Genomic DNA, 12,996 nt, shown 5'->3' on the forward strand with positions numbered 1-12,996 from the left:
GGGGCCCAACGGCCCCCTTTATCACGCACTATTTTAGATAAGCCTTGAGGCTATCGCTCTGACTCAACAGACTCTTATAAAGAGTAAACTGGTTGACCGCACGCTCGAGATTATGGTTCTCATGGTGGATATGAAAATAGACATCGCCGTTAAGGTGATCCGTTAAGAAACGTACCCCGATCATCAGGCTGATCACCCTGGCGCCCAGCCAGAGGCTTTGACGCTCGGCATCGCTCAGCACCTCGCCAAGCTCACCCAGGTAACCGCGGCAGATGGCGGCGAAGATAGGCTCGCGCACCTCGACCCTGGCGAGATTGGTGGAGTCCTCGGCCTCTGGTGAGGTAAAGGTTCGCACCATGTCGCCAAAGTCATACATCAGGTGTCCCTGCATGCAGGTATCGAGATCGATAATCGCCATGCTGCTCATGTCGCGCTTATCAAACAGCATGTTATTGATCTTGGTGTCGTTGTGACAGACACGTGGCGGCAGCAGCACCTCGACTTCGCTAAGCTCGTTCAAAAGCTCATCTTGAGAAAGAGCAAAGTCTACCCATTCCTGACACTCTTTGAGACGTCCCTGGCTGTTTTTAGCGACTGCCGCTTGCAACTGGGCGATACGCCCAGGCAGGTGATGAAACTTGGCAATCACATCCTCGAGCTGACTGGCATCGAGATCGCTCAGTGCACGGGAAAAGTGACCAAAGGCCTTGGCCGCAGATTCTGCCTGCGCCGCATCGGCGACCACTTCTATGCTGTGGCTAAAGGCCAGATAGGTGATGGCGCGCCAAAAACCTTGATCGCCTAAGTCCAGCGCCAGCTCGCCCTGTGAGTCTGTCACCGGCTGCACCACACTCAGGCGATACTCACCAGCCTCATGTTTGGCGAGCAGATGCTCTGCCACCTTCTGGGCGTTGCTCACCAGGGCGTGGGGTTGAGTAAAGACTTCCGTGTTGAGACGCTGCAGCACAAACTCGCCCTCTGGCCAGCGCACGAGAAAAGTATCATTGATATGACCGTTCCCAAGGGGACTCACTTTGGCCGAAGCGGTTACGCCAAAGTGCGGCAGCACCTGCTGCCTTATAAAATCAATCACCCAGTAACTCCATTAATTTTTGTTTTACCCAATCAATATCTTGCGGATAGGTCACCCCTAACCAGGTATCCGGGGTTTGGCTCACAAATACCTGTTTAGCCTGCGCCTCATCGGTTAAGGCGGCTTGCACCACGGCGGGAAGGTAACATTCGCTGTCCGGCTTATTCCCCTGCTGGGTCACAAATTCTGCCAAGGCCTCGCCCAGGAGATCGAAGATATCCGGGGTAAAGCCCCAACAGGTCATCGAGGCCATCGCCTCGAGGGCCAAATTGCTCTGTCGTCCCTGATGCGAGCCCACCAGATTATCACCTTGCCAGGCAATATTCAGCCACTCTTCGACAGAAATCAGCAGATTATCCTGGGTAACACAAATGCCACGATTGACGCCGCCATGATCCGACAGCGTCTCCTTGAGAGGATAGGCCACCATCTGCCACCGATTCGGCCGCAGCTTAAAGCCTTGAGCCAGCAGGGCGAAGGCCTGATCGCCATAGTAATCGTCGGCATTGATCACCGCCATGGGACCGGATACAAATTTACGAGCACTCCACAGCGCATGAGCCGTGCCCCAGGGCTTAGTTCTATTGCTTGTCAGTGCTTCGAGAATAGTGCCGTTCGCAGATTCGCCACTTGGTACAGGTAGGTCTGTCAGCTGCTGCACACAGAAATGCAGCGCAAATTGAGGCGGCAAGCCTGCCAGGCGCGCCTGAATACTCGGGATCAGCTCGGCGCGGGTCACTATCACGGCCGCTGAGAAGCCTGCCTCGATGGCGCTGGCGATCGACAGCTGCAACATGGTCTCGCCCTTGGGCCCTAGCTCGGCGAGCTGCTTGTCGCCGCCGAAACGGCTTCCCAGGCCCGCCGCCATGATCACTAGGGTCAAGGATGGATTGTTATCATCCCCATTGGACACTGCATCAGTTAACTTCATCGACATCTAACCACACGAGCCAATGGCTCGTCTTAAATAAGAAAGATAGGGGCGGCAGCATAACCACCCATAACATACTCATGGAATTAGGGAATTAGAGATAAGGCCTGAAGGCCGGCTCCTTGGCCAGCGCCGCCTGACTGCCCTTGAGGCTAAACTCGTAGCCGCACAGGGTCAGGCTGCCGCGCATGGCAATATCATTGATGATGGCGGGCGTATCCAGCGGCGAGAAACGCGCCTGGGTCGAGGTGTCAGCCAGCAGACTCACCGTCATAGGCCGATAGCTCACGCCATTGTTAAAGGTCAGGTTCTTACAACTGCTGTCACCCTCGGCGCTGGCGAGGGACCAGATGGTGCCGGGCTCGCCCCGCTCACCCAGCCAGCTGAGCATCAATACCTTACCCTCGAGTTGCACCTTAAAGCCGTCTGGCATAGCCACCTGCTTGATGTTTGTCGATGACGACTGGGCAATCAGCTTCTCGGGCTCTGACTCTGCTGCAACTTGTTCGGTAGCATCATCGCCCCCAAGCCAGAACAGGCTGCCAAGCAACAGCGACAGGCAACCGAAGCCTAACAGGGCGCCGCGAGGATGGCTCTTTATGGCGGTTAAGCTTATACCAAACAGCTTAGCCAGCTGCTCCCCGAGCGTATTAACTCCTTGCGCCAACCTGTCCTGGGGTTGGCTAGCTTGGGACAGGCTAGCTTGGAAATATTTGTCTTTTGTAGCATCACTTCGATAGACCTGCTGCGCATCGAGATCAGACGCCATGGCAGATGCCTGCTCAAACCCAGGCTCATTGTCCTGCGCCAGTTCTTGCCCTAATGCGTGTTCTGGAGCATGAGCAAACGCAGGCGAATCCCCCGCCAGGGTCGGCTCAACCCGGGTGCGGCGCTGATTACTCGCCATCAAGGGGCCACTGTAGCCCAGGCTATCGAAGGGGGCAGATGTCTTAGGCTGAGGACGAGAAACGATAAAGCCCACCGCCAAAATACTTAAGATGAGGGCGACCCAGTTTGGCCAGGCCTGCTCGGCAAAGACCAGACTGGCGGCCAGCAGCAGTGGCCCGGGGACGACCGCCAATGCCAGCAGACGCTGGGCGGTTATCAGGCGACGGCTAGCGCTAAGTAGCGAGACGGCGATTAACGGCAGGGCCAACAGCAACAAGATGCCATGACCGGCAAACAGCAGGGAGAAGAGATAGATGAGGCAGAGTGAGGCACCACTAATGACAAGAAAACGCAGGCTGGTATCCACGCCCTGGCGACAGAAAAAGGTGTTTAACGACATAAAAAATCCCACTTCACGGCTATCTCAGCAGAGAGTCTACTGGATCTCGCCCCGGATGACGCTTAATTTTGGTTAATTTTCCCGGCCAGCCCAATGCCTACAAAACAATTACCCGTCCAAAGCAATCTCCATCCAGCCAGAAATCAGTAGGAAAGCTCAACAGACCCTAGCCTAAATTTACTACTAGGCTGTATAATGTCTGGCTACCTAAAACGATACAGCCTTTGGATAGCAATTACATGACCGCTCGCGGAAACCTCTTTATCATTTCAGCGCCCAGTGGCGCCGGCAAGTCTTCACTTCTTAGCGCTATTTTGCAGGATAAACCCGCCGATATGAAGGTCTCTGTGTCACACACGACACGCCAACCCAGAGTCGGCGAAGTCGATGGCGAGCACTATCATTTCGTCAACGTCGACGAATTCAAGGCGCTGATCGACAAGCAGGCCTTCTTCGAATGGGCCGAGGTGTTCGGTAACTATTATGGCACCTCTAAGGCGGCCATCGAGGTGATGCTGGAAAAGGGCATAGACGTGTTTCTCGACATCGACTGGCAGGGCGCCCAGCAAGTTAAAGAGATGATGCCAGAGGCGATTGGCGTCTTCATCCTGCCGCCCTCTAAGGCGGAGCTTGAGCGTCGCCTAACCGGCCGTGGTCAAGACAGTGCCGAGGTGATTGCTGGCCGTATGGCCCAGGCAACCTCGGAGATCTCTCACTATGGCGAATATGACTTCATCATAGTGAACGATGACTTCGAGCAGGCACAGGTGGATTTAAAGGCAATTATTCGCAGCCAACGCCTCACTCGTGCTAGTCAAATTCATGCTCAAAATGATATGCTTAATGATCTGTTGGCAGACTAACTGTCATCGTGTACAATTTTGCGTCATTTTTTCACCCATAAACACTGGAGTTTCAATACATGGCTCGCGTAACTGTAGAAGACGCCGTAAACCAAATCGGCAACCGTTTTGATATGATCCTGGTTGCAGCGCGTCGTGCTCGCCAAATCGCTGTGCAGGGCAAAGACCCTATGGTTGAAGAAGAGAACGACAAGCCAACGGTTATCGCTCTACGCGAAATCGAACTTGGCCTGGTTACCGCCGACACACTAGACGCCGATGAGCGTCAGACCGTCCGCGAACGTGAAGCAGCCGAAATCGCTGCCGTTGCCGCCATCGCCGAAGGCCGCAACACTATCTAAGGAGTGAAGCCACTTGTATCTGTTTGAAGGTCTCAAGGAGTCTGCGTCAAGTTACTTAGAAGCGACGCAGGTAGAATTACTCAAGCAGGCCTATCAGGTAGCGCGCGATGCTCATGAAGGGCAGATGCGCACGAGTGGCGAACCCTACATTACCCATCCGGTTGCGGTTGCCCGCATCTTGGCCGATATGCGTCTCGATCATGAGACACTCATGGCCGCCCTGCTGCACGACACCATTGAAGATACCCCTGTCACCAAAGAAGAGCTCTCGGAGCTGTTTGGTGAGTCTGTGGGCGAGCTGGTCGAAGGCGTCTCCAAGCTGGACAAGCTAAAGTTCAGAGACAAGAAAGAAGCTCAGGCGGAAAACTTCCGCAAGATGATGATGGCCATGACCCAGGATATCCGGGTGATCCTCATCAAGCTGGCCGACCGCACCCACAACATGCGCACCCTTGGCGCCCTGCGTCCCGACAAGCGTCGCCGCATCGCCCGCGAAACCCTGGAAATTTACGCCCCCATCGCCAACCGTCTGGGTATTCACAATATCAAGACTGAACTGGAAGATCTGGGCTTTCAGGCCTATTACCCCATGCGCTACCGGGTACTCAAAGAGGTGGTCAAGTCTGCACGTGGCAACCGAAAAGAGCTGATCCAGAATATCGAAGGCGCTATCAAGACCCGCCTCGAAGACACAGGTCTCAAGGGCACGGTCAAGGGCCGAGAGAAAAACCTCTATTCCATCTACAACAAGATGTGTAACAAGGAACTCCAGTTCCAAGAGGTGATGGATATCTATGCGTTTCGGGTGATCGTCGACTCCATTGACACCTGTTATCGCGTCATGGGCGCCATGCACGGCCTGTATAAGCCGCGTCCCGGTCGCTTCAAAGATTATATTGCCATCCCCAAGGCTAACGGTTATCAGTCGCTGCATACCTCGCTATTTGGTCCACACGGCGTACCGGTGGAGATCCAGATTCGTACCGAAGATATGGATCAGATGGCCGACAAGGGGGTTGCGGCCCACTGGCTCTACAAGGGCGCCGGTTCGGCCCAGCAAGGCACCACCACTCAGGTGCGTGCCCGCAAGTGGATGCAGAGCCTGCTGGAGCTGCAACAGAGCGCCAGCACCTCCTTCGAATTCGTCGAAAACTTCAAGACAGAGCTGTTCCCGGAAGAGATCTATGTCTTCACCCCAGAGGGACGCATTCTCGAGCTACCTGTGGGCGCCACTGCGGTGGACTTTGCCTACGAGGTGCATACCGACGTGGGCAACACCTGTGTCGGCGCGCGGGTCAACCGTCAGGCCTATCCGCTGAGTCAGCCGCTGATTTCCGGTCAGACTATCGAGATCATCACCGCCAAGGGCGCGCGCCCCAACGCCGCCTGGCTCAACTTCGTGGTGACGGGTAAGGCACGCGCTAAGATCAGACAGCTGCTCAAGAGCCTCAAAGAAGACGATGCCGTACTGCTCGGCAAGCGTCTGCTCAACCACGCCCTGGGCGACATCAAGCTCAAGGATATCCCTCAGGAGCAGATCGATAAGGTGGTGAGCGAGACCAAACACGCCACCCTAGATTCCCTGCTGGCCGACATCGGCCTGGGCAACGCCATGAGCATAGTGATTGCCCAGCGTCTCAAGGGCGATCGGGTCGAGCAGCACGAACATAAAGAATCCAACATGATGCCGATCCGCGGCGCCGAAGGCATGCTGGTCTCCTTCGCCAACTGTTGTCGCCCTATCCCAGGTGATGCGGTGATCGCCCATGTGAGTCCGGGTAAAGGCCTGGTGGTGCACATGGAAAGCTGCGCCAACATCCGCGGTTATCAGGGCGAGCCAGACAAGTATATTCCTGTGCACTGGGATAACGCCGAGGGCGTCGAGTTCCAGGCCAACCTGCGCATCGAGATCGTCAACCACCAGGGCGCGCTGGCCAAGATCACCTCTATCGTGGCCGCCGAGGGCTCGAATATCCATAACCTGAGCACCGAAGAGCGCGACGGCCGGGTATTCTTGATTAACTTACGGATCTCGGTCACCGACCGGGTCCACTTAGCCAACGTGATGCGCCGTATCAGGGTACTGCCGGAAGTGCTGCGCACATCGCGTAATCGTTAGTTCCACCACTATTAACCTAAGTAGAGAGAGCGTTATGGCAGAGAAGATCATCATTGCAACCGACAAGGCCCCACAGGCGATCGGCACCTATTCTCAAGCTGTTAAAGTTGGCAGCACAGTCTATCTGTCTGGCCAGATCCCGCTGAACCCAGAAACCATGCAGATGGTTAGCGACGAGTTTGAAGCCCAGGTCGTGCAGGTGTTCGACAACCTGACCGCCGTGTGTGAAGCCGCCGGTGGCAGCCTGAAGGATATCGTTAAGCTGAACATCTTCATGACAGATCTGGCCAACTTCGCCACGGTAAACGAAATCATGGGTCGCTACTTCGAGCAGCCATATCCTGCCCGCGCCGCCATAGGCGTTAAGCAGCTGCCGAAAGACTCGCTGGTCGAGATGGATGGCGTGATGGAGCTGTAAGCTCTAAGTTGACACCAAAGGGCGCTGCGGCGCCCTTTGTTCTTGATAAACATTACAAACGAAACATCATGAGCCCAGAACGCTTCAAACGCATCAACCAGATGCTGGACAACCGCCAGACCGACCTCACTGTCTGCCTGGACAAGGTGCATAAAACCAACAATATCGCCGCGGTGATCCGCACCGCCGACGCCGTGGGCATACATCAAATCCACGCCGTCTGGCCCGATATCGAGATGCGCGTCTCGGGCAATACCGCCTCGGGCAGCCAGCAGTGGGTCAAAACCATCAAGCACTACCACATGGATGAGGCCGCGGCCCAGTTCAAGGCGGCGGGCATGCAGATTCTGGCCACCAACTTCTCAGAAAATGCGGTGGATTTTCGCGACATCGACTATACCAAGCCGACGGTGGTGATCATGGGTAACGAACGCGACGGCGTCAGCGAGGAAGGGCTGGCCATCGCCGATCAGCAGATCATCATCCCCATGATAGGCATGGTGCAGTCCCTCAATGTGTCTGTGGCCTCCGCCCTGGTGATGTATGAAGCACAGCGTCAACGCGCCGAGGCCGGTATGTATGGCCAGCGCACCCTAGACGACGCCTACTGCCAGACCATGCTGTTCGAGCAGGGCCACCCTGTGTACGCCAAGGCCTGTCGACGCAAGAAGATCCCCTATCCCGCCATCGACGAAAAGGGGCAAATTGTCGCCGACGAGACCTGGTGGCAGCGGATGCGCGCCCCGGACCCGGACGCCGAGCCAGAAGCCTAAGTTCGTTTCTCGGGAAAGCGAAACGCCTCGCTTTCCCCACACGCCCGATGCTCGCCTAGCAAAGGATTCCTTTCAGGGCATTCTTGCTAGGGCGTTCTTACCAGAGCATGCCTACCAGAGCCTTCGAGCTAAGACTATGACAATTGGCCTTTTATTCCGGCAAAACAATTGTCATAGATCACATTCTTCGCCATACTCAAAGACGCGCATAAAAAGTGGCCAGGCGCTCTCATCGCAGAGAAGGGCCCACTCAATAATGGGGGTTGTTGAGTCTCGCTCCGGCATTGGCCGAGCGAACCAAGTTGCGTCTCCTTTAACAAGAATAACGATGGAATGGCAAGATGGACTCACTATTCAAATCACCGGTCGACATGTTGCATCACTGGGTCGAGCAATATGGCGATAGCACCTACCTGAAACAACCCATAAACGGTCAATACGTTAACTACAGCTGGCGCGAAGTGCAGCAGAAGATGCAGCAGATCGCCGGCGCCCTGCGTCACCTCGGCCTGGAGCCGGGCGACAAGGTGGCTGTGTTATCGAAGAACTGCGCCGAATGGTTCATTACCGATCTGGCGCTGATGCACGGCGGCTATATCAGCGTGCCCATCTATCCTACCGCCAACGCCGACACCATTCGCTACGTGCTGGAGCACAGCGAATCCAAGGCGATCTTTATCGGTAAGCTGGACTACTGGGCCGATCAGGAGGCCGGGGTCGGTGGCGACATACTGCGCCTTGCCATGCCCTACGACACCATGCCGGCACAATACCAGTGGGACACACTGCTCAAGCTGGGCCACCCCTTAGTCGAGGCCGAAGCGCCGACGCCCGAGCAGATCATGACCATCATCTACACCTCGGGCTCGACCGGTAAGCCTAAGGGAGCGATTCAGACCTTCGCCAGCTATGAGTGGACCTGCCGCGCCGTGGTGCGCGACCTCAAGACAGATGTCGAAGACAGGCTGCTCTCCTACCTGCCGCTGGCCCATATTACCGAGCGTGTCGCCATCGAGGGCTCCTCCTTCTATTCCGGCAGCAGTGTCGCCTTCGTCGAGAGTCTCGACAGCTTCGTTGCCGACGTGCAGCGGGCAAGACCGACCGTCTTCTTCTCTGTGCCTCGCCTGTGGAGCCTGTTCCAGAAGAATATCATCGACAAGATCGGCTATACCAAGCTCAACATACTGCTGAAGATCCCCTTCGTCAGCTCGCTGGTGAAGAAGAAGATCCATCAAGGGTTGGGCCTCGAACATTGTCACCTGCTAGGTTCCGGCTCTGCGCCTATCCCGCCTTCGTTGATCGCCTGGTATCACAAGATTGGCCTTAACATCTGTGAAGCCTGGGGCATGACGGAAAACAGCGCCTACTCCATCATCAACCACCCCTTCGATGCCAGCAAGATAGGCACGGTCGGGCGTGCGGTAGAAGGCTGTAGCGTCAAGCAGGGCGACAACGGCGAGCTGCTGATCAAGAGCCCAGGCCTGATGAGTGGCTACTACAAGCAGCCGGAGGTCACCCAGGCCAGCTTCGACGAAGATGGCTATTTCCGCACCGGCGATCTCTGCTCAATCGACGCCGATGGCTGTGTCACCATCACGGGCCGGGTCAAGGACAACTTCAAGACAGCCAAGGGCAAGTATGTCGCCCCAGTGCCTATCGAGCGTAAGCTGGCCCAGGATCCTCACGTGGAGCTGATCTGCATCATAGGCTCTGGCCTGCCACACCCTGTCGCCCTAGTACAGCTCTCCGAGGGCGCGGCCTTGCAACCCAAGGAAGAGGTGCGCGCCTCACTCAAGGCGACCCTGGACAGCATCAACCCTAACCTGGAATCACACGAAACCGTCGATGCCATCATAGTGGTGAGCGAGCCCTGGGATGTGGATAACGACGTGCTAACGCCGACCCTGAAGATCAAGCGCCATGTGCTAGAGCAGAGATTCAGTGCCAAGGTCGAAGGCCAGCGCGGCGGCGTGGTGCGCTGGGAAGATGAGCTCTAAGCTAGCTTGTAAACCCAGTCGCTAAGACAATGACCTAAAAACACGCCATCTGGCGTGTTTTTTATGGGGCAATCTGTGACGAGATAAACAAAGTTTAATAGCTCCCCCCTAAATTTTTGTTGCCTAAAATTGTGCAACCTCTATGCTTGGCGCCCCGCTACTGTAGAGAGTCAATCATGTTCACCCCGCTAGCCCTTATCGCTGGTCTGCTCATCCTTATTCTTGGCGCCGAATCCCTGGTGCGTGGCGCCAGCGCGCTGGCCCTAAAACTGGGCGTCACCCCGCTGATCATCGGCCTCACCATAGTCGCCTTCGGCACCAGCGCCCCCGAGCTGGCGGTGAGCCTCAAGTCGGCCCTGGCCGGCAACTCTGGCATCGCCCTGGGCAATGTCGTCGGCTCCAACATCGCCAACATAGGCCTAATCCTCGGCCTGACGGCCCTGGTGCGCCCAATCGGTGTGCAATCTATGATGGTCAAGCGCGACATTCCGCTGATGCTGTTTGCTAGCCTGCTCTTCTGGGGGCTGATCAGCGACGGTAGCCTCAGCCAACTGGACGGTGCCCTGCTCTGCTCCATGCTGATCGCCTATCTGGGGATGAACTACCTGTTCGATAAGCAGCAGGCCGATACCGAGTCGATGGAGCTCAAGCCGCTCGCGCCTCTGCTGGCCGTGGTGCTACTCCTCGTTGGTATCGCCATGTTGGTCGGCGGCGGCATACTCTTTGTCGACGGCGCCGTGGCCCTCGCCAGACAGCTGGGAATGAGCGAGCTACTTATCGGCCTGACCATCATCGCCATAGGTACCAGCATGCCAGAGCTGATCACCTCACTGGTGGCCGCCAGACGCGGCGAGAGCGATATCGCCATCGGCAACCTGGTGGGCTCTAACCTGTTTAATATCCTGGGGATATTGGGGATAACCGCCATTATCCACCCCATCACCGCCAGCGTGCCCAAGCTGGACATGTTGGTGATGGTTTCGCTGGCACTGCTGCTTCTGCCTCTGGCCTGGAGCGGCCTGCGCGTGGGCCGACGTGAAGGCGCCTTGCTGCTGCTCTGCTACCTCGTCTACCTGGGCTATTTGATCCTCTCCGCCCAATCCCTATGAGTTAGCGCCGCCTTTTTAGCGCTAACAATTTAGCCCTTCCAATTTAGCGCTACCAATTTAACGCTACTGCCGATAAGGAATGACAAATGTCATCCCTTATCGGTGACATCTGTGCCTGCACAAAAATCGCCATCAGGCAGATACTCTCCTTAACCCAGCTACTGGGCATTACGCAACACAGGTACTTAAGGAGAAGCCAATGAAAACACTTATCATCGCCACCAGCCTGGCCCTACTCAGCCCGCTGAGCCAGGCCAATGACATTACCGAGATAGACAGCGCCGCCAATCAGATGGATATCGCTCGTCTAAGCCAATTGAGCGACCAAAGCCAAGGCTATGAGCAGGCCTACGCCCTCTATCGCATGGCCATCAGTGCCAACATTCTCAGCCAGAAGGATCAGGCCCAGGCGGCATTGACCCGCGCCGAGAAGGCGTTGTCGCCCATTGCCGACCAAGGTGAAGCCGCCACCCTACTGGCCTCTGTCTACGGCATGCAGATAGGCTTAGACATGAGTCAGGCCGCCAAATACAGCACTAAGATGGCCGGTGCCCTCAATGACGCCGAAACCTTGGTGCCCCAGAGCCCCCGACTGGCACTGGTCAAGGCGATCGCCGCCTATTCCAGCCCTAAAGACCATGGCGGCAGCATGAAAAATGCCATCGCTTTTAGCTCAAAAGCCATTGATCTATATCGAGAACCTTGCGATAACATCTGTTGGGGAGAGGCAGAGGCCTACACCTGGCGCGGCTTAGCCAAGCAGAATCTCGGTGACAAGGCGGGAGCCATTGCCGATTGGCAGGCCGCCCTGCAGGTACAGGCCGATTATGCCTGGGCAAATTTCCTGCTCAAACAGAACCACTAAGGTAATCGGCTCAATATCGGTTGCCACTAAGCCAGATGGCTAAGCGTTAGAGCGCTCATAGCGCAACATCATAGACTTAGTGGCACCTAGGATAAAGAAGATGGACAAATACCCTATTCCACACACCCTAGATATCGAGCGGGCGACCGAAGATAAGCTCGCCTGGGTCTATCTGATCAACCTGGGCTTCTATTTCATCCCGCTGTTCTTACAGACTATGCCCACCTGGCACATAGTCCTGAGTCTGGTCGTGCTGGTGCCCTTTATCTACTGCTATTTTTGGGCCCACCGCAGCCCGAGTAAAACCGCCTACCAGCCTATCTTGCTGATCATCGCCCTGGCCTGTCTCATCACGCCAATTAATATCGGCTCGCTGTCCCTGTTTACCTTTGCCGGTTTCTTTATCGGCTTTAACTACTCCCTGCCCAAGGCCTTCGCCAGCCTTATCGGCTTAGCCGTCATCCTGACGCTGTTGAGCCTAACCCTAGGTATTCACTACTACTTTGCGGTTTATGGCGTCGCCCTGATCACCGGCGTGGGTTTCTTTGGTGTGGCCGAGCGTAAGCGGGTCGAAGCCAAACGCGCCCAGCGGCAGAGTCAGCAGGAGATACGCCAGCTCGCCACCATGTTAGAGCGTGAACGTATCGCCCGGGATCTGCACGACATCATGGGGCACTCGCTCTCCTCTATCTCACTCAAGGCGGAGCTGGCGCGCAAACTATTGGCCAAGGGGCAAGCCGATCAGGCCAGCGCCGAGCTGGCAGAACTGGAAACCATCGCCCGAGACAGCCTCAGCCAGATCCGCCAAACGGTCTCAGGCTACAAACACAAAGGGTTAGACGCCGCCCTGACGCACCTGTGCCAGATGCTGAGGGACAAGGGCATGGCCGTTACCCTCTCTGGTGAGCTGCCATCACAGCCACAGGAAATCGAGACCCAGTTGATCCTCAGCCTGACCGAGCTATGCAACAATGTTGTGCGTCATAGCCAAGGCGATAGCTGTAATATCGACTTGTCGGCAACACCTCAGGGGCTGCGGATCTCGATTACAGACAATGGTAAGCTGAGGCAGCTCAGCGAAGGCAATGGCCTCACCGGCATACGCGAGCGACTGCGCCCCTTAGGTGGTACACTCAGTATTGGGCTCGAGCCAAACCCACAATTTATCATCGAGTTACCAAATCAGGGATAGAGACAGG

The 12,996-nt window shown here is 56.2% G+C and carries 12 protein-coding genes; 9 read left to right on the top strand and 3 right to left on the bottom strand.

Annotated features, from left to right (window positions below; translation table 11 throughout):
• Positions 1-28: 28 nt before the first annotated feature.
• The 3 genes from SHEW_RS18110 to SHEW_RS20180 all read right to left on the bottom strand — a co-directional run bounded on the left by SHEW_RS18110 (position 29) and on the right by SHEW_RS20180 (position 3,312).
• Complete coding sequence (locus SHEW_RS18110; RefSeq protein WP_011867289.1) at positions 29-1,093, bottom strand: phosphotransferase enzyme family protein; 1,065 nt, start codon at positions 1,091-1,093, stop codon at positions 29-31.
• Complete coding sequence (locus SHEW_RS18115) at positions 1,086-2,030, bottom strand: NTP transferase domain-containing protein (RefSeq protein WP_011867290.1); 945 nt, start codon at positions 2,028-2,030, stop codon at positions 1,086-1,088. The genes SHEW_RS18110 and SHEW_RS18115 overlap by 8 nt, the downstream gene beginning before the upstream one ends.
• A gap of 88 nt (positions 2,031-2,118) precedes the next feature.
• The gene (locus SHEW_RS20180; RefSeq protein WP_011867291.1) at positions 2,119-3,312 is read right to left on the bottom strand and encodes a hypothetical protein; all 1,194 of its coding nucleotides are present in this window, start codon (positions 3,310-3,312) and stop codon (positions 2,119-2,121) included.
• Between the two features lie 239 nt (positions 3,313-3,551).
• Between SHEW_RS20180 and gmk the strand changes: the two genes are divergently transcribed.
• From gmk to SHEW_RS18165, 9 genes are all read left to right on the top strand, one after another.
• Positions 3,552-4,175, top strand: a complete 624-nt coding sequence (gene gmk, locus SHEW_RS18125; RefSeq protein ID WP_011867292.1) for a guanylate kinase — start codon at positions 3,552-3,554, stop codon at positions 4,173-4,175.
• A 59-nt stretch (positions 4,176-4,234) separates the two neighbouring features.
• Complete coding sequence (gene rpoZ / locus SHEW_RS18130) at positions 4,235-4,516, top strand: DNA-directed RNA polymerase subunit omega (RefSeq protein WP_011867293.1); 282 nt, start codon at positions 4,235-4,237, stop codon at positions 4,514-4,516.
• A 13-nt stretch (positions 4,517-4,529) separates the two neighbouring features.
• A complete protein-coding gene (gene spoT, locus SHEW_RS18135; RefSeq protein ID WP_011867294.1) occupies positions 4,530-6,635 on the top strand; it encodes a bifunctional GTP diphosphokinase/guanosine-3',5'-bis pyrophosphate 3'-pyrophosphohydrolase in 2,106 nt (701 codons plus the stop codon).
• A 34-nt stretch (positions 6,636-6,669) separates the two neighbouring features.
• Positions 6,670-7,053, top strand: coding sequence for a deaminase RidA (gene ridA, locus SHEW_RS18140; protein WP_011867295.1), 384 nt, complete (start codon positions 6,670-6,672; stop codon positions 7,051-7,053).
• Positions 7,054-7,121: 68 nt separating this feature from the next.
• Positions 7,122-7,826 (top strand): tRNA (guanosine(18)-2'-O)-methyltransferase TrmH, encoded by a 705-nt coding sequence (trmH, locus tag SHEW_RS18145; RefSeq protein WP_011867296.1) that lies wholly within the window; start codon positions 7,122-7,124, stop codon positions 7,824-7,826.
• Between the two features lie 341 nt (positions 7,827-8,167).
• On the top strand, positions 8,168-9,823 hold the full coding sequence (locus tag SHEW_RS18150) for an AMP-binding protein (protein ID WP_011867297.1): 1,656 nt from the start codon (positions 8,168-8,170) through the stop codon (positions 9,821-9,823).
• Between the two features lie 176 nt (positions 9,824-9,999).
• Positions 10,000-10,932 carry a calcium/sodium antiporter gene (locus SHEW_RS18155; RefSeq protein ID WP_011867298.1) on the top strand — a complete coding sequence of 311 codons (933 nt, stop codon included), beginning with the start codon at positions 10,000-10,002 and terminating at the stop codon, positions 10,930-10,932.
• Positions 10,933-11,131: 199 nt separating this feature from the next.
• Positions 11,132-11,797 (top strand): tetratricopeptide repeat protein, encoded by a 666-nt coding sequence (locus SHEW_RS18160; RefSeq protein WP_011867299.1) that lies wholly within the window; start codon positions 11,132-11,134, stop codon positions 11,795-11,797.
• 100 nt (positions 11,798-11,897) lie between these two features.
• Positions 11,898-12,989 (top strand): sensor histidine kinase, encoded by a 1,092-nt coding sequence (locus SHEW_RS18165; RefSeq protein ID WP_011867300.1) that lies wholly within the window; start codon positions 11,898-11,900, stop codon positions 12,987-12,989.
• The last annotated feature ends 7 nt before the right edge of the window (positions 12,990-12,996 follow it).

This window comes from Shewanella loihica PV-4, from assembly GCF_000016065.1.
Classification (GTDB): Bacteria; Pseudomonadota; Gammaproteobacteria; order Enterobacterales; family Shewanellaceae; genus Shewanella; species Shewanella loihica.

Bases quoted from the DNA above. Each gene is read 5' to 3' on its own strand.
- rpoZ (WP_011867293.1), top strand. From the start codon at position 4,235: ATGGCTCGCGTAACTGTAGAAGACGCCGTAAACCAAATCGGCAACCGT.
- ridA (WP_011867295.1), top strand. From the start codon at position 6,670: ATGGCAGAGAAGATCATCATTGCAACCGACAAGGCCCCACAGGCGATC.
- SHEW_RS20180 (WP_011867291.1), bottom strand. From the start codon at position 3,312: ATGTCGTTAAACACCTTTTTCTGTCGCCAGGGCGTGGATACCAGCCTG.
- SHEW_RS18155 (WP_011867298.1), top strand. From the start codon at position 10,000: ATGTTCACCCCGCTAGCCCTTATCGCTGGTCTGCTCATCCTTATTCTT.
- SHEW_RS18160 (WP_011867299.1), top strand. From the start codon at position 11,132: ATGAAAACACTTATCATCGCCACCAGCCTGGCCCTACTCAGCCCGCTG.
- trmH (WP_011867296.1), top strand. From the start codon at position 7,122: ATGAGCCCAGAACGCTTCAAACGCATCAACCAGATGCTGGACAACCGC.
- SHEW_RS18150 (WP_011867297.1), top strand. From the start codon at position 8,168: ATGGACTCACTATTCAAATCACCGGTCGACATGTTGCATCACTGGGTC.
- gmk (WP_011867292.1), top strand. From the start codon at position 3,552: ATGACCGCTCGCGGAAACCTCTTTATCATTTCAGCGCCCAGTGGCGCC.
- SHEW_RS18115 (WP_011867290.1), bottom strand. From the start codon at position 2,030: ATGTCGATGAAGTTAACTGATGCAGTGTCCAATGGGGATGATAACAAT.
- SHEW_RS18165 (WP_011867300.1), top strand. From the start codon at position 11,898: ATGGACAAATACCCTATTCCACACACCCTAGATATCGAGCGGGCGACC.